This window comes from Natrialba sp. INN-245 (genome assembly GCF_009807105.1).
In the GTDB taxonomy this organism is placed as follows: domain Archaea; phylum Halobacteriota; class Halobacteria; order Halobacteriales; family Natrialbaceae; genus Natrarchaeobius; species Natrarchaeobius swarupiae.
In genome coordinates, this window is sequence record NZ_WUBV01000036.1 from 1 (window position 1) to 20488 (window position 20488).

General features: G+C 64.6%; 23 protein-coding genes and 1 pseudogene. 17 read left to right on the plus strand and 7 right to left on the minus strand.

Features of this window, described 5'->3' with window-relative positions:
* Nucleotides 1-304 precede the first annotated feature (304 nt).
* Nucleotides 305-979 carry a TIGR00266 family protein gene (locus GRS80_RS10390; RefSeq protein WP_160047504.1) on the minus strand — a complete coding sequence of 225 codons (675 nt, stop codon included), beginning with the start codon at nt 977-979 and terminating at the stop codon, nt 305-307.
* Nucleotides 980-1234: 255 nt separating this feature from the next.
* Here GRS80_RS10390 and GRS80_RS20695 point away from each other — a divergent pair.
* The 11 genes and pseudogenes from GRS80_RS20695 to GRS80_RS10445 all read left to right on the plus strand — a co-directional run bounded on the left by GRS80_RS20695 (nt 1235) and on the right by GRS80_RS10445 (nt 9609).
* A pseudogene (locus GRS80_RS20695) lies at nt 1235-1610 on the plus strand (hypothetical protein).
* Nucleotides 1611-1709: 99 nt separating this feature from the next.
* Entirely contained in the window at nt 1710-2321 is a 612-nt protein-coding gene (locus tag GRS80_RS10400) for a translation initiation factor IF-2 subunit beta (protein ID WP_160047505.1), read from the plus strand.
* Between the two features lie 159 nt (nt 2322-2480).
* The gene (locus GRS80_RS10405) at nt 2481-3167 is read left to right on the plus strand and encodes an HAD family hydrolase (RefSeq protein WP_343161529.1); all 687 of its coding nucleotides are present in this window, start codon (nt 2481-2483) and stop codon (nt 3165-3167) included.
* A gap of 73 nt (nt 3168-3240) precedes the next feature.
* Nucleotides 3241-4287 (plus strand): adenosylcobinamide-phosphate synthase CbiB, encoded by a 1047-nt coding sequence (gene cbiB, locus GRS80_RS10410; protein WP_343161553.1) that lies wholly within the window; start codon nt 3241-3243, stop codon nt 4285-4287.
* Complete coding sequence (locus GRS80_RS10415) at nt 4284-5042, plus strand: adenosylcobinamide-GDP ribazoletransferase (RefSeq protein ID WP_160047507.1); 759 nt, start codon at nt 4284-4286, stop codon at nt 5040-5042. Before cbiB ends, GRS80_RS10415 begins: the two co-directional genes overlap by 4 nt.
* Nucleotides 5042-5656, plus strand: coding sequence for an NTP transferase domain-containing protein (locus GRS80_RS10420; RefSeq protein WP_160047795.1), 615 nt, complete (start codon nt 5042-5044; stop codon nt 5654-5656). The genes GRS80_RS10415 and GRS80_RS10420 overlap by 1 nt, the downstream gene beginning before the upstream one ends.
* 1 nt (nt 5657) lies before the next feature.
* Nucleotides 5658-6713, plus strand: coding sequence for a nicotinate mononucleotide-dependent phosphoribosyltransferase CobT (cobT, locus tag GRS80_RS10425; RefSeq protein WP_160047508.1), 1056 nt, complete (start codon nt 5658-5660; stop codon nt 6711-6713).
* Nucleotides 6703-7755: a threonine-phosphate decarboxylase CobD gene (cobD, locus tag GRS80_RS10430; protein WP_343161530.1), complete on the plus strand. Its 1053-nt coding sequence runs from the start codon at nt 6703-6705 to the stop codon at nt 7753-7755. The genes cobT and cobD overlap by 11 nt, the downstream gene beginning before the upstream one ends.
* Nucleotides 7756-7867: 112 nt before the next feature.
* On the plus strand, nt 7868-8686 hold the full coding sequence (locus tag GRS80_RS10435; protein WP_343161531.1) for an adenosylcobinamide amidohydrolase: 819 nt from the start codon (nt 7868-7870) through the stop codon (nt 8684-8686).
* Between the two features lie 209 nt (nt 8687-8895).
* Nucleotides 8896-9303, plus strand: coding sequence for a hypothetical protein (locus tag GRS80_RS10440; protein ID WP_160047509.1), 408 nt, complete (start codon nt 8896-8898; stop codon nt 9301-9303).
* A gap of 102 nt (nt 9304-9405) precedes the next feature.
* Nucleotides 9406-9609, plus strand: coding sequence for a hypothetical protein (locus tag GRS80_RS10445; protein ID WP_160047510.1), 204 nt, complete (start codon nt 9406-9408; stop codon nt 9607-9609).
* Between the two features lie 31 nt (nt 9610-9640).
* Here GRS80_RS10445 and GRS80_RS10450 read toward each other — a convergent pair whose 3' ends face one another.
* Complete coding sequence (locus GRS80_RS10450) at nt 9641-9784, minus strand: hypothetical protein (protein WP_160047511.1); 144 nt, start codon at nt 9782-9784, stop codon at nt 9641-9643.
* Nucleotides 9785-9900: 116 nt separating this feature from the next.
* Between GRS80_RS10450 and GRS80_RS10455 the strand changes: the two genes are divergently transcribed.
* Nucleotides 9901-10947: an amidohydrolase family protein gene (locus GRS80_RS10455; RefSeq protein WP_160047512.1), complete on the plus strand. Its 1047-nt coding sequence runs from the start codon at nt 9901-9903 to the stop codon at nt 10945-10947.
* Between the two features lie 34 nt (nt 10948-10981).
* Here GRS80_RS10455 and GRS80_RS10460 read toward each other — a convergent pair whose 3' ends face one another.
* Together GRS80_RS10460 and GRS80_RS10465 are read right to left on the minus strand one after the other, a co-directional pair.
* On the minus strand, nt 10982-11188 hold the full coding sequence (locus GRS80_RS10460; protein ID WP_160047513.1) for a hypothetical protein: 207 nt from the start codon (nt 11186-11188) through the stop codon (nt 10982-10984).
* Nucleotides 11189-11258: 70 nt separating this feature from the next.
* Nucleotides 11259-11987 carry an SDR family NAD(P)-dependent oxidoreductase gene (locus GRS80_RS10465; protein ID WP_160047514.1) on the minus strand — a complete coding sequence of 243 codons (729 nt, stop codon included), beginning with the start codon at nt 11985-11987 and terminating at the stop codon, nt 11259-11261.
* A 146-nt stretch (nt 11988-12133) separates the two neighbouring features.
* On the opposite strand from GRS80_RS10465, the gene GRS80_RS10470 reads away from it, so the two are divergent.
* The 4 genes from GRS80_RS10470 to GRS80_RS10480 all read left to right on the plus strand — a co-directional run bounded on the left by GRS80_RS10470 (nt 12134) and on the right by GRS80_RS10480 (nt 14786).
* Nucleotides 12134-12877 carry a hypothetical protein gene (locus tag GRS80_RS10470; RefSeq protein WP_235019712.1) on the plus strand — a complete coding sequence of 248 codons (744 nt, stop codon included), beginning with the start codon at nt 12134-12136 and terminating at the stop codon, nt 12875-12877.
* Between the two features lie 133 nt (nt 12878-13010).
* Nucleotides 13011-13496, plus strand: coding sequence for a DUF456 domain-containing protein (locus tag GRS80_RS10475; protein WP_160047515.1), 486 nt, complete (start codon nt 13011-13013; stop codon nt 13494-13496).
* A 129-nt stretch (nt 13497-13625) separates the two neighbouring features.
* Entirely contained in the window at nt 13626-13790 is a 165-nt protein-coding gene (locus GRS80_RS20410; protein WP_200840369.1) for a hypothetical protein, read from the plus strand.
* 126 nt (nt 13791-13916) lie between these two features.
* Complete coding sequence (locus tag GRS80_RS10480) at nt 13917-14786, plus strand: carboxypeptidase regulatory-like domain-containing protein (protein WP_160047516.1); 870 nt, start codon at nt 13917-13919, stop codon at nt 14784-14786.
* 53 nt (nt 14787-14839) lie between these two features.
* Here the strand turns inward: GRS80_RS10480 and GRS80_RS10485 are convergent, their stop codons facing one another.
* Nucleotides 14840-15997: an MFS transporter gene (locus tag GRS80_RS10485; protein ID WP_343161532.1), complete on the minus strand. Its 1158-nt coding sequence runs from the start codon at nt 15995-15997 to the stop codon at nt 14840-14842.
* Between the two features lie 129 nt (nt 15998-16126).
* The gene (locus GRS80_RS10490) at nt 16127-17902 is read right to left on the minus strand and encodes a glutamate--tRNA ligase (RefSeq protein WP_160047517.1); all 1776 of its coding nucleotides are present in this window, start codon (nt 17900-17902) and stop codon (nt 16127-16129) included.
* 155 nt (nt 17903-18057) lie between these two features.
* On the opposite strand from GRS80_RS10490, the gene GRS80_RS10495 reads away from it, so the two are divergent.
* A complete protein-coding gene (locus GRS80_RS10495) occupies nt 18058-18885 on the plus strand; it encodes a transposase (RefSeq protein ID WP_160047518.1) in 828 nt (275 codons plus the stop codon).
* 763 nt (nt 18886-19648) lie between these two features.
* Here GRS80_RS10495 and GRS80_RS10500 read toward each other — a convergent pair.
* Nucleotides 19649-20368: a DUF2270 domain-containing protein gene (locus GRS80_RS10500; protein ID WP_160047798.1), complete on the minus strand. Its 720-nt coding sequence runs from the start codon at nt 20366-20368 to the stop codon at nt 19649-19651.
* Nucleotides 20369-20488 lie beyond the last annotated feature (120 nt).

Below are 20488 nucleotides of genomic sequence, written 5' to 3' on the forward strand. Positions count from 1 at the left end.
CAACGCTGAAAGACTACATTCCACGAGGACTGAGCGCGATCAACGAGCCAAACATCTGGCCGTATCTTACTGGTAAAGATTCGTCCTAATCACTATGAGATCGTCGTCAGTAACTGGCTCACTGCCACCCTCGTGAAGCGTCAGCGCCTCCGCAAGCATCTCGAGCGCTTCGGCCTTCGCCTCACCGAACGATGCAATCCGGTCTCGAGATCCCTGGCGGTGGTACTGCCGTCATCCCCGTGGATGAACTCGGCCCCCCGAACCGTCGTCAGGGTTCTCCCATTGGTCGACGTTTAGCGGAGTACTAGTTGGTGTTGATCCGGGACATGATCTCCCCGAGGAAGGTGTCGTAATCACGCGTCTGCAGGTAGACGGTTCCGGGTCCGGTAAACGTCACGACGTACCCTTCACCGCTCAACATCGTCTTCTTCAGTCCGCCGACGCGGTGTGCGTTGAACTCGACCGATTCGTCCCACGCGACGGAGTGACCGGCGTCGACGGTCAGCCGCTCTCCGGGCTCTAGCTCCTGCTCGAGGATGCCGCCGTAGCTCCCGATGAACAGTTCGCCCGTGCCGCTGGCCTCGAGGAAGAAGAGTCCTTTTCCACCGAGTATCGAATCGAGTCCTCCCGAGGCCGAATCGGTGGAAATGCCCGTTTCGTTCGCGACGTACGAACCCGACTGGACGTAGACGGATTCCGAATCCAGGCTGATTCCCGTGACGTCCCCCGGTTGCGTGTGTGCAAAGCGGACCGTCTGCCCGTTGGCGGTCGCAGTGAACGTGTTCCGGAACAGCGTTTCACCGCTGAGGACGGAGTTTTTCACCGACGAGAGCAACCCGTCGGAACTGCTGTGAGTTTCCATTTCGACGTGCTCGCTGTAAGACATCATGGAGCCGGCTTCGACAGTTATCCGTTCACCAGAGTCGAGGTTCGCCGAGACGATGGTGTAGGACGGATCGTGTGTGAATTCATACTTCATTTGACTAATCCCTATTTAGAATACGATACTAAATACATTTCTGTCGTGAGTGGTAGCCAGATCGCCTCGTACCTGCCGACGTCGTTCGTGGACGAGCGGGGTCAGTAGCGCGCAAACGTCATCATACCAACGCCATCGAGATTCGCCGATAGTATAGTAGCCACTGAACTCGTTGTACACCGATCGCTGAGCCACCACGAAAGCCGGCGCACATGCTGGCCAGTTCCTTTTGACCGCGCTGTTGATAGACGGGGTGTGAGCGAGGAGAATCCGACCGTCGACCGCGCACAGGACCGGGCCGAACGGCGAAGAGTCGACGCGCGGATCACGCCGAATCGATTCTCGAGGAGCGTCTCGGCGATCTCGAGTATCCCATCAGAAGCGAAGAGATCGCGGCGGAGTACAACAACGAGCCGATCGACTTCCCGAACGAAACGGAGTCGTTCGGAAGCGTCTTCGATCGACTCGCCGGCGAGCAATACGACAGTCCAGCGGAGGTCCGCGAGGCGGTCTACGGGGAGATCACGGGCGAGGCGGGCGATCACCACGAGGCGAACCCGGAACGCGAATTGAGCACCTCGACGAGGAGAAGCAGGTGTCGCTCGGCGAGAGCGGGAGCGACACGCTCTAAGGGGCCAGAGGAGCGGTCCGCGGCGTCGGACGATCCCCGCGTCGTCCCCTGGATTGTGAGAGCAGAACCGATTTACGTCAGCGACGTCTGTCCTCGCATATGGATTACGAGTCGAGTCTCGACCGAGCGATGGACGACGTCCCCGACATCGGGGGCGACGAACAGCGGTTACAGATCCCCGACGCGCAGACGCAGAAAGACGGCGCGTTTACGCGGTTTACAAACCTCGGCGAGATCGCCGACGTCCTCTCACGGGAGGACGAACACCTTCACCGGTTCGTCCAGCGTGAGATGGGGACCAGCGGGAAACTCGAGGACGGACGTGGGCGGTACAACGGGACGTTCTCCGAGTCGGACTTCGACGCGGCGATCGACGCCTACGTCGACGAATACGTCCTCTGTTCGGAGTGTGGGCTGCCCGACACCCGTCTCGTTCGCGAGGACCGAACGCCGATGCTTCGCTGTGACGCCTGTGGTGCGTTCCGACCGGTGACCAAGCGGTCGACGAGCAGCCAGCAACAACAACAGGCCGACGCCGTCGAGGAGGGCAAAACCTACACCGTCGAGATCACCGGCACCGGACGAAAGGGCGACGGGGTCGCGGAGAAGGGGAGCTACACGATTTTCGTCCCCGGTGCCGACGAGGGCGACGTCGTCGAAATCTACATCAAGAACATCTCCGGCAACCTCGCGTTCGCTCGACTCGCCTGAACGAGTATCAAAGCGCTGCCCCCTGAGGCGGACTTCCGTCCGTCAGGTCGAACATACCCGCGATCCGTCTCCAGGTGCGCCGGTCGGGGCGGTCGTCCGCACGAATCGACGACGATCCGGACCGCGAATCTAAAGTCGAATTGGGCTAGTTACACGCACGTGGGAGTTTCGTTCGATCTCTTTGGAACGCTCGTCACCGCGGATAGACCGGCGGAGCCGGCGAGAGCCGTCGCGTCCGAACTCGAGGCGCGCGACGTTTCAGTACCCGACGACTGGGAAACGGCCTACGGGGAACGACACGTCGACGCTCCGAATGGCGCGGAGGTTCCCCTGCCGGCACACGTCGCACACGGCCTCGCGAGCCGAGGCGTCGATGCACCCGGAAGCGTGATCAGGCGGGCGGTCGTCGCCGCGTTCGATCCGGCCGTCGAGACGAATCCCGGCGCACTCGAGGCGGTCGACGCCGCCCGCAATCGGGGACCGGTCGCGGTCTGTTCGAACTGTAGCGTGCCGGAACTCGTCGGACGAACACTCGTCAGGTCCGCGTTCGACCGCGACGAGTTCGACGCGATCGTGACGAGCGTCGGCTGTGGCTGGCGCAAACCCAGCGCCGAGATATTCGAACTGACGGCGGCAAAACTCGGCGTCGCGCCGAGCGAACTCGTCCACGTCGGCGACGATCCGCGGACCGACGGTGGAGTCGAGCGGATCGGTGGGGCCGCGCTGATCCTCGAGGAGCCGTCCCTGGAGACGGTCACAAAGCGGCTGGCCGAGCGAACGAGCAGGGATGGACAGGTCGACGACGAACAGTCCGAGAGAAGACGGGCCGGCGGAGGGGACCCGTGACTGCCGGCGGTCGAATCGTCGGTTGGACGGAATCGAGACGCCGGAGACGACCGAGACGACGGAGGGCCGGGCGGTGGCGCTGACGACGCTCGCGTTGCTCGCGTTCGCGTTCAGTCTCGACTTGCTCGTCGGCGAACCGCGAAACGCCGCTCACCCGGTCGCCTGGTTCGGACGACTCGTCGGCGCGGTCGATCGAGAGTGGAGCGCCGACGAACGCCGGCAGCGCTTCGTTGGCGTCGGAATCGCGTTCGTCTTTCCGCTCGTTCCCGCCGTGATCGCCGGCGGACTCGTCTCAGTCGGACTCGCCGTGGAGCCACTCGCCGGCGCGGTCGTCGCTGGCGTCGTCCTCTTTCTGACGATCAGCCTCCGGTCGTTGCTCGAGCTCACGGACGAGGTCGTCGCAGCGACCGACGGCGACCTCGAGACGGCCCGCGAGCGGGTTCGCGGGCTCGTCGGGCGCGACGCGTCGGCGCTTTCGTCCGGCGAGCTTCGAAGTGCGGCCGTCGAGAGCGCGGCCGAGAACCTGTCTGACGGACTGGTCGCGACGATGCTCCCGTTCGCCCTGCTCGCGCCGGTTTCGTTGCCGCTCGCGGCGGCGGTCGCCGCGTGGGTAAAGGGCGTCAACACGCTCGATTCGATGCTCGGCTATCCGTCGAAGCCGATCGGAACCGCGAGCGCTCGCCTCGACGACGCAGTGATGTGGATTCCCTCCCGGCTCACGGCGGGCGCGATCGCCGTCGCGGCCGGGGATCCACTGGCGCTCCGGCAGGCTCGACCCTGTGCGAAGACGACGAGTTCGCCGAACGCCGGCTGGCCGATGGCGACGATCGCACACGTCCTCTCGGTTCGGTTGGTGAAACCCGATGTCTACGAGTTGAACCCCGCTGGTGGGTTGCCGACGCTCGAGGACAGTCAGCGGGCGATCACCGTCGTCGGTCTGGCGGCTGTCGTCGCGGTCCTGATCGCAGCCGTGGGCGCGATCGCGATCGAGACGATTGCAGCTGGACTCGAGAGTTCGACGCTCGAGACCCCCGTTAGCGTTGCCGTCGAACAGCTCGAATCAGTCGCGACGTCAGAGGCTGAACCGCTCGCTCGAAAGAACGTGGTGGTGGGTCCATGATCCGGCGTTGGCTTCGTGCGATTCGCGGTGGATTCGCGTTTCTGACGCGACTGCCGGTCGGAAGCCGAGAGGGGGACTGGGCGGCGTTTCGCTCGACGCCCGCCGCGTTCCCGGTGGTGGGTCTCGGCGGCGGAGCGATCGCGGCGATCCCACTGCTCGCGGCCGGCGTGCTGGCACCGACGACCGTCGGATTCGGCTATCTGCTCGCGATCTACCTCGTAATGGGGATCAACCACCTCGACGGAGTCGCAGATCTGGGCGATGCGTTCGTCGTTCACGGCGACGCCGAGCGCCGCCGCGAGGTGTTGAAGGATACGACGACCGGCGTCGGCGCGTTGCTCGCACTCTCGGTCGTCGTCGCCGGCGTCGCCCTCGGGGGGGCCGGACTCGCGGGAATGGCTCCGCTCGAGGCGGTTGCCGTCGCCGTCGCGGTCGAGATCGGGGCGAAACTCGGGATGGCGACGATGGCCGCGTTCGGGGCGGCGAGTCACGGCGGGATGGGGCGGCAGTTCACCGACTCGTCGACGGTCGGCGGCTACCTCCCGGCCGCGGTCGTCGTGGTCGTCGGCGCGACACTCGCCTGGCCCCACCCCGCCGTGATCGGCCTCTGCGGTGCGATCGCGGGCGTCGGTCTGCCCTGGTACTGGGCGAACCGCAACCTGGACGGGATCAGCGGCGACGTCTTCGGCGCGGCCAACGAGATCGGGCGCGTCGTCGGTCTCCACGCGGGGGTGATCGCGTGGACGCTATCGTGATGTGTGGCGGGGAGGGGACGCGCCTCGAGAGCGTCCACGAGAAGCCGCTTCACCCGATCGCCGATGTTCCGATGATCGACCGCGTGATCGCCGCGCTGTCGACGGCGGATCGCGTCGAAACGATCGTCGCCGCGGTCTCCCCGAACGCACCCGAGACGCGGAACCATCTCGAGGACGGCGATCTCGAGGCGTTCGTGTCGGGACTGGTAACCGACAGCACGCTCAAGGTCGTCGACACGCCGGGCGATGGCTACGTCACCGACCTGCAGACGCTCCTCGACCGACCCGATCTCGAGACGCCCGTTCTCACGGTCGTGGCCGATCTGCCGTTGCTCGAGGGAGACGTCCTCGACGGAATTCTCTCGGCGTACAGCGACAGCGACGCCTCGTGGACGGTCTGCGTTCCGCAGGCACTCAAGCGGCGACTCGGCGCGAGCGTCGAGTCGCGGTACGACGCGACCGATCGCCCCGTGCCGACCGGGGTCAACGTCGTCGGCACCGACAGTAGATCTATGACACACGTACACGACGACTACCGACTCGCAGTCAACGTGAACCGACTCGAAGACGCCGAACTCGCGACCCGTCTGCTCGACCGGCAGGAGGGGGACTGAGATGCGCCTGCTTTTGCCCGCGGGGACGACCGAAACGGCGCTGATCGACGGGATCAGCGCGGCCGGCGCGACGCCGGAGTTGATGGTCCACACGCCGTCGGCCGACGTCGAGATCCTCGAGTACGGAGAGCCGACGACCGCACCGGTGACGCCGGTGAGTCCGACGGGCTGTCCGACACCCGCGGCGGTGACCCGCGCCGTCCGCGAAGTGATCGACTTCGACTGCGTCGTGATCGACGCCGGCCTCGCCCGATCGACGGGCGCGCCCACGGTCGACCTCGGCGTCGAAGCCGGCGAGGACGTCCGCGAATTCGAGGCCGTCCCGGACGCCGCGGCGGTCTTCGATCGCGCCCACGGCTTCGGCTCGAGCCTGCCCGACGACGAAATCGTGATCGGCGAAACCGTCCCGGGCGGGACGACGACGGCGCTCGGCGTGCTCACCGCGCTCGGCGAACCTGCCAGCGTCTCCTCGTCGCTCCCGGAGAACCCGATCGAGCGCAAGCGCCGCGTCGTCGACGACGCTCTCGAGGCGAGCGATCTCGAGGCTGGCGACTGCGCCGGGGACCCCCTCGCCGCGGTCCGGGCCGTCGGCGATCCGGTCCAGACGACCGCCACGGGGATCGCCGCGGGTGCACTCGAGTCCGGTACCCGGGTGACACTCGCCGGCGGCACGCAGATGGTCGCCGTCGCTGCTCTCCTCCGCCACGCGACGATCGACGCGCCGCTGTCGATCGCGACGACGTCGTTCGTCGCCGACGAGCAAGGCGATCGGCTCGAGCGGGCCTGCGACCGACTCGACTGCGCGTTGCTCGTGACCGATCCCGGCTTCGACGAGGGCGATCACGTCGCGATGGAGCGCTACTGCGCCGGCGAGGCGAAAGAGGGCGTCGCGATGGGCGGGGCGCTCTCGCTCGTTCCCGACGGCGAGATGGGCGCGGTTCGGGACCGACTCGAGGTCGTCTGTGATCGGCTCGGGATCGACGCGAACGGGGCCACCCCCGCCGACGGGGACGATCCCGAATCGGAACCGAGGGCGGAGACGGATCGTGAACCCTGATTCGATCCGAGCCGCGAGTCGAGTTCCTCACGGCGGCGAGACCGATCCCGACGTGCTCGATTTCTCGGCGAATACGAACCCCCGAACGCCGAAGGGCGTCGAAGAACTCTACGCGGCCGCACTCGAGGAATCCCGCCGATACCCCGACGACGGCTATCCCTCATTTCGGGCCGCAGCGGCTGAATTCGTCGGCTGTAGTCCCGAACGGGTGGTTCCGACACCCGGCGGGTTGGCGGCAATCAGACTCGCGATGGAAATCGCACTCGAGCCCGGCGACGAAGTACTGGTTCCGTACCCGAGTTTCGGGGAGTACGCCCGCGAGGTTCGACTCCAGGGCGCGAGACCGCGGTTCGTTCGGTACGACGATCTGCTCGAGTTGCGAACCGCGGCCCTCGAGTCCGCCGCGGTGGCGGTGGTCTGTACGCCGAACAACCCGACCGGCGACGCGGCCGATCCAGACGCGCTCGCCGCATTCGCCGATCGCTGTGGGGACGCCGGAACGACGCTGCTCGTCGACGAGGCCTTCCTGGGCTTTACGGAACTACCGTCGGCTGCGGGATTCGAGCGGGAGAACGTGATCGTCGCACGCTCGCTCACCAAACTGTTCGGCCTGCCGGGGCTGCGAGCCGGATTCGCCGTGGCGACCGGAGACCGAAGAGACACACTCGAGACGGCTCGGCGAACGTGGTCGCTCGGAACGCCGGCCGCGCGGGTTGGCGCACACTGCCTGCGGGACGGCGAGTTCGTCGCGGAAACCCGCGATCACGTCGAACGCGAGCGCGAGCGGATACGCGAGGCACTCGAGCGACGGTTCGACGTTCATCCCTCGGACGCGCCCTTCCTCCTCTGTGACGTCGGTGACCAAAACGTCGACGAGCTCCTCGAGTCGGCGCGGGAGGGAGGCGTCGCGATCCGCGACGCGACGACGTTCCGGGGCCTCGACGCCCACATTCGCGTCGCAATCAAGGATCGCGAGAGAAACGACCGGCTGCTCGGTGCGCTGGGCGTCGGCGAGTCGGCCGATCGACGTGGACGTAAATGAGGGGAAAGGGTGAGAAACGAATGAGGAGGACGAACGACGCGATCCGAAACCGAACGAGTGCGAGCGAGAATCGGACGAGTGAAACGAGTGTGGGCGACGGAGGGCAGAACCGGTGACCGACGGCGACCGCGCGTACCGGGCGACCCGACGCGACGGCGTCCTCCGTGTCGGACAGCCGGGCGCGGAGTGGTTCTCGAGTGGCTGGAACGGCGGCCGGCGACGCGTCGACTGCGCCTACAACGTCTCGGTTCCCGACGGCTGGAACCGGACGGATCTCGAGTCGTACGCCGACGACCGGCTCGAGCGTGCCGAATTCGGCCGACTCGAGGGAACCGCTGCAGGGTACAACCGTGACGGGAGCGTCGGACGGAACGACGACCCGCTCGTCCTGTTTACCGGCGTGGATCTCGAGCACGCCCGCGGCGCGCGGCGTGGCTCGGTGACGGTCTACGCGACGGCCGGAATCTCGAACCCGGCGGCGTTACCGATGGATCCGGTTGGCGGATCACACCCCACCGAATCCGATTCGGAGTCGGCGGCCGATCCCACCTTCACCGGCGCGGGAACCGTCAACCTGATCGTCGGTACGACGCGGGCGCTTGCCCCCGGCGCCCTGGCGAACCTGCTCGCGGTCGCCGTCGAGGCGAAAACCACGACGCTGCTCGGGGAGACCGGGTTTCCCGGAACGACGACCGACGCCGTTGTCGTCGGGCACGATCCGGACGGATCGAGGGCCGAATTCTCGGGGAGCGCAACGCCAGTCGGCGCGGCAACCCGAGCCTGCGTCCGGGAGGCCGTCCGGGCGTCGCTCCGGTCGCGGTACGGAGACGGAACGGAGATTCCGGAGTCGGTCGCGGACGCCGAACACGGCATCTCGACGGATCGACGGGCGCGGGTGTTTCGCCCGCTCCTCGAGGGCGACGGAGACTGATACGGTCTGCTGTACCGGTGTCCCGGCGCACCCGCAACCCCTGGGCGGGTGCGCCGGAACCGACTGACAGTAAACCGTACGAACCGGAGGACGGGAACTCGATGGGGACGATCGAACCGGAGGACGGGAACCCGATCCGCATCTGCCTCACTGCGGAGGGGATTCTGGCTACAGTACGGTTAACCGACACCGGTCCCAACGTACGGTCGATGACCGGGGACGACCCCACGCCGATCCGCTCGCTCGCGGTTTCAGCCGACGACGTCGCGGACGCGTACGCGTACTCCCACGAGAATCCGGGCCGGGCGATCCTCCGGGTGATCCCGCCGTTTCACGGCCGAATGCGCGCGCGAATTCACGTCTATCGGGTCGACGACGCGGCGCTGACCGACGCGATCCACGTCCCACCCGAAGAGCTCCTCGAGGACGACGTCGTCGCCGCCTATCCGAGCCTCGAGGACGCACTCGCAACCGATTCGGAGACCGAGGAGGTTCGCACGCGCCACGCCGAAGCCGTCGACGCCTGGCGCTCGAGGGCACGCGAGTCGATCGTCGACGCGGTCGAACTCGAGATCGGCGACGAACCCCATCGCGTCGACGTCAAACGGCTCGGCTAGCGGCTCCGAGGGGAGAATCGCCCGCGTCAGCGGCTATTCGGACCACTTTCACTTTCACCACGGACGGGTCGGTTTGACGTACTGATAGTCCAACGAACGCGTATGACACTGATCGTCGATCGAGGTGCCGGCCACCAGCGCACGGACGACGGTTCGACCCTCGAGAACGAAACGGAACGAAAACGCATCGACGTCACCGACTTACACGCCGCGGGCATCGAGGAGTTCGTCGAAGAGAGCGTCGACACCGAGTACGTCTCGCTCGAACAGCGCGGCGCACGGACCTACCTCGTACTCGAGAAGTAACGTCGATCCGCCTGGCGGAGCGACCGTCACGTCATCGAGTCCGAATCCACTCGTAGAGTCGCTCGGGGAGGTCGTCGCGCGTCTCTGTGTCGACCGCGAACCGGTCGACGTCCGACCGCCGCTTCACTGCGCCGAGAACGCCGTCCGTCGGTCCCGCTTTGATCGCGGCTACCACCGGTACCGACGAGGAGTACGTTGGCTGGCACGAGTTCGATCGAATCCGTGGACCCGCCGGGGCTAATTTCGTTCGGTCCCCCGGAGTTTTTCACCGCGCTCGGTGGAGGGCGTGGCATGACTCGACCGACTGACGAGAGCCGAGACGACAATCGACGACCGGCGACGCTTTCGGCATCGACACGGCGACGAGTCCTCGAGGGCACCGCTGGGGTCTCCCTCGGAATCGTGGGGACGACGGGCGGAGTCGGCGCGACTACGGACGCTCGAGCGGCCGACACGGACGGCGCTACAGTCGGACGGAGTCGACAGGACGATTCCGTCGACGATCTCCCGCTCTTCGACGCCCACACGCACGTGATTCCCGAGGAGACGCTGGATCGTCCGCCGCTGGACGCCGAGGGACTCGTCGACTGGATGGACGAGGTCGGCGTCGACCGCGCCGTCGTGCTCGCGCTCGACTCGCCCGAGAGCTACCCGGTTCAGGCCTCGAGCTGGTGGGTGCTCGAGGAAGCCGAGGCGTACCCGGACCGGCTCGTTCCGTTCTGTACCGTCGATCCGCGGACGCTGGTGTACGGCGACGAGCCCGTCGAGAACCTGATCGAACGGTACGTCGAACGGGGAGCCCGTGGCTTCGGTGAGTTGAAAGCCGGACTCCCGATCGACGACTCGCGCCTCGAGACGCTCTACGAGTACTGCGCCGAGTACGACCTGCCGATCCTGTTTCACATCGACGAGAAGGCGATGATGGACGAGGTCGGTCTCCCTCGACTCGAGGACGTGTTGGCGTCGTATCCGGAGGTCGACTTCCTGGCGCACGCCCACGCCTGGTGGGCACACATCTCCGCGGACGTGAGCTGGGAGGACCGTGGTGGATATCCGGACGGGCCGATCGAACCGGGCGGTCGAGTGGCCGAACTACTGGAAACGTACGACAACGTCTACGGCGACCTCGGTGGCCACTCCGGCTGGAACGCGCTCACGCGGGACGAGGCGTACGCCCAGGAGTTCCTTGAGGAGCACTCGGATCAACTGGTTTTCGGGACGGATTACATCTATCCCGGTCAGCCGATCGACCACTTCGAGCTATTCGACCGCTTCGACCTCGAGCGCGAGGCGTGGGCCGACCTCAGGTATCGGAATCTCGAGTCCGTGCTTCGATGAACCACGGACCAGCGGGTGGGAAACGCGTCGAGCGTCACCGCAATCGGCGGTACGCCCGGAGTACGACCGAGACGGCGGTGCCGAAGCCCGGAACCCGCGAAGAGATTACGGCCGCGCCGATCAGGAGGGCACCGCTCCTGTGACGCCCCTTCGAGAACTCCATCGCGGCGTCGAGAAGCGTCGTGACGACGCCGGCGTTTTTCAGTAGCGTCGTTCGATCGCGCGTGGCTGTCGTGGACATACCGACCGAGACGGGTACTGGGCGGAAACGGTTCCCGCTTGCGTACGCCGCGTCAGCCGGTGGTGCAGGGTCACGAGAGTACACGGCGAACGATCGATTCCGGCATCGCCGTCAGGAACCAGGCGACCAGCCGCCACCGGCGAGTGACGTACACGTGGTCGCGGCGCTTGCGAATCGCTCGGGCGATCTGAGCGGCCGCGGTTTCGGGCGAGGCAACCCAGAACAGGTCGTCGTCGTCTCCCATCGCCATCTCGGTGTCGACGAACCCCGGCTCGACGGTCGTGATCGATATCTCGGTCTCGCGTGTCGCCTGTCGGTTTCGAAGCCCCTCGAGGTAGGTCGAGACGAACGCCTTCGAAGCGTTGTACGCGGGTGCGCCTGGATTGCCAAATCTCGCAGCGACAGAGGAGATGCCGACGAGGTGGCCGCCGCCGCGGGAGTCGAAGTGGTCCATCGCCGCCGTGGCGATTGCGGTAAATCCGCGGACGTTGACATCGATCGTCTCCCGTTCGGGTTCCCACTCGAGGTCACGGTTCAGGTGGCCGGCGCCGGCGCTGATCACGACGAGGTCGACCGACCCCATCGCCGAGACGAGTTCGGCGAACGCCTCGCGGGCGTCTGCGGTGTCCGTGACGTCCATCGTCGCGACGTACGCCTTCGTCGGCAACTCGGAGCCGATCCGGGTCAGCCGTTCCCGACGGCGAGCCGCCAGCCCGACCTCGTAGCCCGCCGCGGAGAGCTCTCGAGCCAGCGCCTCGCCGATTCCCGACGACGCGCCGACGATGATCGCTCGCTGCATACGCCCTCGTTTTCGAACGGGCGACATAACGGTGCTGATCGGGTACGCGGCCCGACGGCACACGGTATCGGGTATACGCCCGTCGGTCGCCCGCTATTGGTTGGCAGTCCAATACATATATGGGCGTTCTCGAGAGAGCGTCGTGTATGTCCCCGCGACCTCCCCTCCGATTCGGCTTCGATGGCGGGCGCTCACGACTCGCCCTCGATAGCGGGCGCTTCCGGCTCGCTTTCGGTTGTGTCGTCGTCGTCGTCGTAGCGATGATGCTCGCGGCCAGCACCGTCGGTTTCGCCGGCACACCGTCGCTGTCCGCGACCGAGTTCGATCCCGAAACCGACCACGAGGAACTCGCGAGTGGCCCCAGCATTCACGATGCGGATATTGCCAGTCTGCCGAGGGGTGAAATCCGCGATGCGCTCGAGATTGCGGCCGAAGACGGTCGCTACGAGGGAACGATCGAGAACGCGTCCGACCAGCACACGTTCCTCAACAACGAGCGATACGAGTTCGTCCGCTTCGAGGGGACATTCTACGAGTTCGACGCCGACATCGACGGAGATCGGGTCGTCATCGAAACCACCGAACGCGATCCGCAATCTCTCGCCGACGAACTCGCGGTCGACTTCGAGGACGCTCCCGATCCCATTCGGGAGACGATCGAAACCGGCGAACCGGTCGAGTATCCCGGCGATACCCCGGGGCGGATGATCGTCGTCGACGACGGCACCTACTACGTGGTGACGCTCGGCCCGCCACACCACGGCTCGAGCAGGGGAGGGTGGGTGCTCCTCGCAGGCGTTGCGATCCTCGGCGGCGGCGCGTTGATCGTCGGAATCGGTGCCCTCGTCGCTGGAGGGCTGTGGCTTCGTCGCCGCCGTCGTGAGACCTGAGAACTCACACGCTCTGCTGTCGCCGTCCCCGATCGGACCGGAGAGGGAAAAACGAACGAGCGAGGTAGTGGAGAAGCGACCGTCAGGTGCGAGAAACGACAGGATTTTGGCTCGATACGCCGTCAGACCGGGTATGGTCGAGGCCGTCGCGGTTCTCGCGGTCGCGTTGCTCGTCGCCGGAATCGTCGGGACGCTGATCCCGCTCGTCCCGGGCGGTCTGCTCTCGCTGTCGGGACTCTACCTCTACTGGTGGCACACCGGATTCACCGAGCCGGGGCCGATAGCACTCGGCGTCCTCACCGCACTGGGCCTCCTGACGCTCCTTGCCGAGTTCTTCGGCGGCTCTGCCGCCGCGAAAGCCGGCGGCGCCTCCTGGCGTACGACGGGTGCGGCCGCGGTCGTCGGCATCGTCCTCATGATCGTCACTGGCCCGCTGGGGCTGCTGGCCGGCCTCTTCGGGACCGTCTTCGCTCTCGAGTACGTCAGAAACGGCGAACTCGAGCGAAGCGCTCGATCGGCGCTCTACGCGACGGTCGGCATCCTGGCGTCGACGGCGGTGCAGTTTCTGCTGGCGCTGTCGATCTTGCTCGGGTTCGCCGTCGCCGTCGTCGTGCTGTGAACCGTTCGGGCTGTGCTGTCTGTCGACGGCGTCACGAGGCGTTCCCGGTGATCGACCACCGTCAGCGCGGAGTCGGAGAACCACCGAATCCGGGAAAACACTGACGTTCTGGCCCGCGTTCGCACGAGTATGGAGTGTTCCGAAGACGACTGCGACCGGCCCGCGACGGTCAAGTTGCACGTTCCCTGGGACGAAAACCGACTCGTCTGTGCACCCCACGCTCGCGTCCTCGGTCAGCAAGACGGGGTCGTCGCCGATCCACGCCCCGACAGCGCCGACGACCTTCTCGAGTGACGAGTGCGATTCCAGTTCCCGTCAGAAGTACCGATATTTTTCGAAAGCTGACTGTATCGTTCCCATATCGTTATCCAGTACACAAAGATTATGCCCGGATGTAGTCGTGTATCGCTCGAGAATTGTATGAGATACGAGAGACGGACGCTTTTGAAGGGGTCGACGCTCGCGGGTGCGAGCGTGCTGGGTCTGCCGGCGACGGTCGCCTCGAGGCGAGCGGCGGCGGACGCGGAGAATCGGGTCACCGGGACGGTGTCGTACTTCGGCGAACCCGTCGAGGACGCCGTCGTCTCCCTCGAGGGAGTCGACGAGACGACCGACGAGGACGGCCGCTACAGGGTGGCCACCGACGCAAACGAGGCGCGTCTCGCGGTCGAGGCCTCCGGGTACGCCGAGTGGTCGAGAGAGATCGATTTCGCAGACGACGAGGCAGTGACGGTGAACGCCTCGCTCAGACGTGCGTGGGGGGACGAAACAGGGGAACTTCGCGTGTACGCGACGGAACCCGAGGGCGGATCGGGAATTCCGTGTCGAATCACCGCCTACGGCGACGAGGTCTATCAGGCGGACGCCCCGGAAGGAGGCATTCCTGATTCCGGCAGCTGGGACCGTGGGCTCAGGGTGAGCGAAGGCTGGTGGGAGGTCCGAATCACCGACGCCGCCGGCTACGACGACGGCTACGACGAGGTGTACGTCGAGGCGGGCGAGACCGAACTCGCGTGGGCCAAACTCGAGGAAGGTGATGCCACGATTCCTGGGACGGGCCGGGTGTTCGGTCGGGTCGTCGACGAGCAAACCCAACCCGTCGAGAACGCGACGGTACGAATCGACGGGGAGCGAGTGCCGGTCGACGACGATGGGACGTTTGACGTCGACCGGGAACACGGCCAGCACGCCGTCGAGGCCGAGGCACCCGGCTACCGGCCGCTACGCGGTGGCGTACTCGTCAGGTTCGGTCGGGAGACGGAACTGATCGTCCCACTCGAGTCGGAGTAACGATCTCGATCCCCGTCGAACCGGTAGACGTTCGACCTCGAGGGGCATCGATCTCAACCGGGGAGCCATCCTGCGCGTTCGATAATCACGAGGACGACGACCGACGTCCCGAGGACGACGGCAGCGCTGACGAACAGCGAGTCGTACGTGAACCCGAACTCGAGGAACAGGCCGAGTACGAACGAACCGAGCGACTGGACCAGCATCCAGACCGAACTGAAGACGGCGTAGGCGCTGGCCCGAGCCGAGTCTGGGAGCGTCGCGAGGAGATAGGTATCGACGGCAGGAAACAGCGCGTGGACGACGAATCCGATGAGTGCGGAAATGGCGATCAGTGCGACGAACCCCTGGGCAGCCGTCAACAGGAGCAAGCACGCCGAGAACGCGCCGACGATCCCGAGCAGGTACGGGACCTGTGGAAGTCTATCTGCCAGGTCACCGCCGAAGTAGAACGCGGGGACGCCGGCCGCGAAGACGATCGTGAGCATGGTGCCAGCCGCCTGCGGGGAGAGTCCCTTCGATTGCATGTAGAGTTCGTAGAAGTTGAACACGCCCTGCCAGACGAACGAAGCCATGCCGGCGATCGCGAGTGCTGCCACGATGATGCGCCACTCCGAGAGCGCGCCGGCGACGAAATCACGGTCCGCTTCGCCCGCCGTCGGCATCTCGGTCCGGCTCGCCACGATTGCGGTGTAGACGGTTACCGCCGCAGCGCCGACGGCGATCGTCCACAGCGAGAGTCGCCAGTCGATCAGGAGCGTGAGGACGACGAAGGGTGCTGCGATCACGGCGGCGATCTGACTCGCGGTTCCGTGGATCCCCACGACCCGACCGACGCGATCGGGATACAGCTCGCTCAACAGCGGATTCGCCGAGACGAAGTAGATACCGGAGGCGATACCCATGAAGAAGGCCCCGACCATGAGCTGGGGCACCGTCGTCGACGTGGCAGCGATCGACGACGAAACCGCAAGAACGACACCGGAGCCGATCACGACGTGGTGTCTCGGAACTTTCGTGAGAATCCACCCGGTCGGAAGTCGGAGGGACGCGCTCCCGATCCACGCGAGCGTAGCGATGAGACCGGCCGTCGCCTCGCCGATCCCGAACTCCGCGATAAAGACGTCGAGAAGCGGTGCGAAGACGATTCTTGCGAGGTTGAGGAAGAAGACAAGTGCACAGAGAGACGCGAACAGACGAGCGCGGGCCACGGCCTACGTTTCCGACAGGCGCTATCAAGGGTTCCGAAACCGGAACGTTCCACCCCCAATCCGGACCGCGGATCGAGTCCCCCCACAACGGCGACGTTTGGGGGCCTCGAGACGGCTGTGTAACTCCCGTTAGCTGTGGGTGCAGTACGCGACCGTCTCCCCGTCCGCTTCGTCCGCCGGACGGTCGATTCGGGCGAACCCGACGCGCACGAACTGGACCAGCTCGTCGGCCTCGAGGTCGGCGACGCCGGGTTCTGCTTGCCCGGTGACGTCGCCGTCCATCGTCCGCATTCGGACGGGGACGCTCTCGCGGGCGGGAACCCAGTGTACGACGTCGACGTCGCCCTCGCGGACCACGTCGATCTCCTCGCCGGTGTACTGGAGGACGTCTCGGGTGTACTGGAAACAGCCCAGTCCTTTGAGCCAGACGCGTCCCTCGCGGTCGGGAACGTCCGCTGGCTCAAGCAACACGGAGTCGCCGACGGGAATCTCGCGGACGCCGCGCTCTTCGTAGTCGGGGTGTAACGGCGGGTTGGCCTCCTCGGGTGGGCTGCCGCCGAGGGGAAGCTGGTTGCCGTCGCGGACGAGGAACCGGCGATCGGCCTCGTCGTCGATCAGGTCTCGGTTGTTAGCGTAGACGGCGCTCATCGCGAGGTCGACGTCGCTGCTCGAGGTACCCAGTCCGATCATCGACTCGACGATGGCCTCGCCGCGGATACCCCGCCGGCGGAGACTCTTCAGCGTCGGTGCCCGGGGGTCGTCCCAGCCGTCGAGTTCGCCCTCGGCGATCAGTTCCGAAATCGTGGAGGTGCTCATCTTCACGTCGTAGGCGTCGACCTGGACGTGGCCCCAGTGGACGACTTCGGGGTACTCCCAGCCGAAGTAGTCGTAGACGAACCCCTGTCGTTTCGCCGAATCCTGGAGATCGATGCCGCGGATAATGTGGGTGATGCCGAGCAGATGGTCGTCGATCCCCGACTGGAAGTCGAGCATCGGCCAGCAGCGGTACTCGCTGGCCTCCTCGCGGGGGTGGGGCGTGTCGATCATCCGGAAGGCGACCCAGTCGCGCAGGGCGGGGTTTTTGTGCTCGATGTCGGTTTTCACCCGGAGGACCATCTCGCCGCTCTCGTACTCGCCGTCGATCATCGCCTCGAACTCGGAGAGCACGGTTTCGGGGTCCTTGTCGCGGTTCGGCGACGGCTCGCCGGCGTTTTTCAGCTCGCTGAACTCCTCGCCCGGCAGGTCGCAAGTGTAGGCCCCGCCCATCTCGATCAGTTCGCGGGCGTGGTCGTAGTAGATCTCGAGGCGGTCGCTCGCCCGGTAGACGTCGTCGGGTTCGAAGCCGAGGTACTCGAGATCCTCTAAGATGGCATCGTATGCCTCGAGATCGGGGCGCTTCGTTTCGGGGTCGGTGTCGTCGAAGCGCACGCAGAACCAGCCGTCGTACCGATCACGATAGGTGCCGATAACGGCGGGCATCCGGGCGTGGCCGACGTGCCACGGGCCGTTCGGGTTGGGCGCACAGCGCATCCGGACCTCGTCGTAGTCGTCTGCGTCCTGACGAGCCTGCGAGTCAGGGCTCGTGGAGCCTGGCTCCACGGCGTTGGGCAGCGAGGGAAGGTCGTGTTCGTCCTCTTCGTCCTCGGCTTCGATCTCCGCGAGTTCCTCGGGTGCGAGGTCCTCGAGTCGGTCGCGTTTGTCCTCGTAAGAGAGGTCGTTGACCCGGCCCACGACGCCGCCGATGATTCCCGGGATCTCGTCACCGTGGGGGCGGAAGTCGGGATTTTCGCCCATCAGCGGCCCCATGATCGCACCGACGTCGGCGTCGCTCTCGTGTTTGACGGCGTTCAACAGCGCGTGTTTCTCGGCCTCGCGCTCGACGCGCTCTCGCAGATCGTCGTTCATTGGCCGTTGGTATTCGTGCCCGAACCAAAACCCCCGCGGTGTTGGCCGGCGACTCGGATCCTGTTCGGTAAATCGCTGACTGATCCGGCCCGTCGGTGGCTATCGATTATTCTGTCGGTGTAAGTGTGAAAGTGGCCGGTGATGGAAGTTTAAGTGTGTCCTCTCAAACGCCCTCACCAGCCGATGTACTAGACGACGTACCTGCCACAAACATCCTTCGGTCGGCAAAGCGCCGCGTCCTCGCGGCGCTTGACCTATCAGTTCTCGATGAGTGGATGGATAACAGGCCGGGTCGCAATCCACGGTATCCGCGCTCGCAGATGATGCGTGGACTGCTGTTGTGCACCGCCGAGACGAAGTTTCAATTCAGGGAACTCGAGGACTGTTTCGGTTCAGTGCTTGGGCGTCTCATCTGCAAACCCGTAGATGAGACGCCTGTGTTGAGCACGATCTGGGAGTTCTGGAATCGTGTCCAACCGTTCATTCAGCGGCTGTTTGACCATTTCGTTCAGCTCCTCGACGAACTCGGCTTCTACGGCTCTCGGTTCGTGTTTGATTCGACGCATCTGGAGTGCCCACGCACCGTCGGGATCGGTGCGTGGGCGTGGGATTCTATCGATCAGACGTGGGTCTACGGCTATGGATTGCTCGTCGCGGTCGACTGCGCCAGCGATCTTCCCGCTGGCGCAGTCGTTACCCAGCGTAAACAGCATCCAGAAACAGCGACGCTCGAGTGTTTTGACCGACTGCGTGTAAATACGACGGTAACGGAGGTTTTGGGCGATTCAGCGTATGATACGCTCGAATTCCACAAGGGATGTATCGATTACGAGACGCTTCCAATCTGTACGTACAACCCGCGAAACACGGCTGAACCGCTGGATATCGTGTTCCGAGTAGAGGCGTTAGCCGAAGAACACGATGTTCAACTTGACCATGACGCGCTCAGGGCAGCGGGCTCAAAGGAGATGCACGAAAGCTGACGTTCCGCGTCCACGGTCGTTGACGCGTCGAAACGCACGTTGGACTCGTTCTGATCGACCGACTTGTCACAGCGGTAGCTAACCGACTCGACGATCCAACCGCTAATCTCCGGAGAACGAAACCGTGGTGATTACCGAACAGGCTCCTGCTGGGAACCAATTGGATAGCGTGTTATAGAACCAGTCACAGGCCTATTGAACTCGTAGGGAATGGGAAGTACAGGTGAAACATTGAACGCCGTACCCTCTCACTCACGAAGGAGTACAACGGTCTCTTCTTTTTGCTGGTCGCTCAATAGTTCGAGCAAGGGCCTCATCTTGTCGAACCGTGGGCGTTTCGGTCCCACTCGATGAAACCGTAGTCGGCCAATTTGGGAAGATGAATGTAGTGCAACCGAAGGACTCCCTCGTCCACTCCTGGAATCGTTCGGGAGCTGGACAGGTGTTGTTGGAAGAGCTTCTCGTCAGCTTTAGCGATCTCTTGTGACTTTCTAGATAGTTCCGGAACGTGTTGCGGGTTGTGGGTTAACAACTCGACTAACAACTGGCGTCGACGGCTGTCAGCCAAATCATCAAATTATTTATCATTTCCGATCATTCTAACCCCCTGATATGTAGTTGTCTTCAATCTTGTTAAATATGCAACGTTTGCATGAGCAGTTGCTGTTTTGATTAACTGAGTGAGTGAACAAGGAACGATCCGTACGCACGCGTAGTGGGCATCGATGCGTCGAAATTGAATCGGACAGCACAGAAAACGAATTTATCGGTCTGTCTCTTTCCAGTCGTCCGGGTCCCCTTCACGGAATTCTCCCTTGGCATGGCGCTCGTGGGGCCAGAAGGTGACGCCCAGCAATACGACGTAGAACACACCCACAACGGCAACCACAGCAATCCCGGGGATACGGGCGATTCCAGCGGTTGTCAACCAGTCTTGGCGCGGCGCGAACGCTGTAATCCTGAAGACCCACGCGATCAAGAGGACACCGAGCAGCGCAAGGTACACACGCCGGAGCCGGTTTGCGAGTGCCTCGTATACCGAAACTTTCAGCGTCGGCCTGCGATAGTCCCTGCTCAGTTCCGCTCGCCAGTCGTGACTTTCAGTGCCTTGGGACGGATCGAGGGCGTTTGCGAACAAGTTCTCTTGGATGACTCGAGCACGAGAGCGAAAGACGTCGTAGTCCCGGTACCGCCGTGCTTCGATGCCCAGAAAGATGGTGACGACAACGATCCCGATCAGCAAAATATAGTGTGGGTTATCGGGACTCGAAAACGCCCACGTCAAGATTGCTGCCATCAGCGTCACCGCCCACGTCGTCGTCTCGTCGAGGCGCTGGCGCCACGTCCCCACTCGGTCTATCTCTCCGCGGTAGGCGTGAGCCATCACCGAACCGAGCCCCGTACTGTCGTCGACCATTTCGCGGCCGATCTCCCGTTGGTCTGGTGCTGTTGGGTCGAACTCGTCGCTACTCGAATCGGTCATAGAGGAGAGACATCTCCTCGCCCCATAAGCAGTTGTGATGACAGCGTACTCTGAGTGTCGTGTACTGGAGAACATCGAATAGTACGCAGGAGGTATGTCGTACTGCGATTGCGTTATTTT

Excerpts from the sequence above, each read along its gene's own strand:
- GRS80_RS10480 (WP_160047516.1), top strand. The coding sequence starts at position 13,917 with ATGAGATACGAGAGACGGACGCTTTTGAAGGGGTCGACGCTCGCGGGT.
- GRS80_RS10475 (WP_160047515.1), top strand. The coding sequence starts at position 13,011 with ATGGTCGAGGCCGTCGCGGTTCTCGCGGTCGCGTTGCTCGTCGCCGGA.
- GRS80_RS10415 (WP_160047507.1), top strand. The coding sequence starts at position 4,284 with ATGATCCGGCGTTGGCTTCGTGCGATTCGCGGTGGATTCGCGTTTCTG.
- GRS80_RS10420 (WP_160047795.1), top strand. The coding sequence starts at position 5,042 with ATGTGTGGCGGGGAGGGGACGCGCCTCGAGAGCGTCCACGAGAAGCCG.
- GRS80_RS10445 (WP_160047510.1), top strand. The coding sequence starts at position 9,406 with ATGACACTGATCGTCGATCGAGGTGCCGGCCACCAGCGCACGGACGAC.
- GRS80_RS10455 (WP_160047512.1), top strand. The coding sequence starts at position 9,901 with ATGACTCGACCGACTGACGAGAGCCGAGACGACAATCGACGACCGGCG.
- GRS80_RS20410 (WP_200840369.1), top strand. The coding sequence starts at position 13,626 with ATGGAGTGTTCCGAAGACGACTGCGACCGGCCCGCGACGGTCAAGTTG.
- GRS80_RS10390 (WP_160047504.1), bottom strand. The coding sequence starts at position 979 with ATGAAGTATGAATTCACACACGATCCGTCCTACACCATCGTCTCGGCG.
- cobT (WP_160047508.1), top strand. The coding sequence starts at position 5,658 with ATGCGCCTGCTTTTGCCCGCGGGGACGACCGAAACGGCGCTGATCGAC.
- GRS80_RS10470 (WP_235019712.1), top strand. The coding sequence starts at position 12,134 with ATGTCCCCGCGACCTCCCCTCCGATTCGGCTTCGATGGCGGGCGCTCA.
- GRS80_RS10440 (WP_160047509.1), top strand. The coding sequence starts at position 8,896 with ATGACCGGGGACGACCCCACGCCGATCCGCTCGCTCGCGGTTTCAGCC.
- GRS80_RS10490 (WP_160047517.1), bottom strand. The coding sequence starts at position 17,902 with ATGAACGACGATCTGCGAGAGCGCGTCGAGCGCGAGGCCGAGAAACAC.
- GRS80_RS10465 (WP_160047514.1), bottom strand. The coding sequence starts at position 11,987 with ATGCAGCGAGCGATCATCGTCGGCGCGTCGTCGGGAATCGGCGAGGCG.
- GRS80_RS10500 (WP_160047798.1), bottom strand. The coding sequence starts at position 20,368 with ATGACCGATTCGAGTAGCGACGAGTTCGACCCAACAGCACCAGACCAA.
- GRS80_RS10460 (WP_160047513.1), bottom strand. The coding sequence starts at position 11,188 with ATGTCCACGACAGCCACGCGCGATCGAACGACGCTACTGAAAAACGCC.
- GRS80_RS10400 (WP_160047505.1), top strand. The coding sequence starts at position 1,710 with ATGGATTACGAGTCGAGTCTCGACCGAGCGATGGACGACGTCCCCGAC.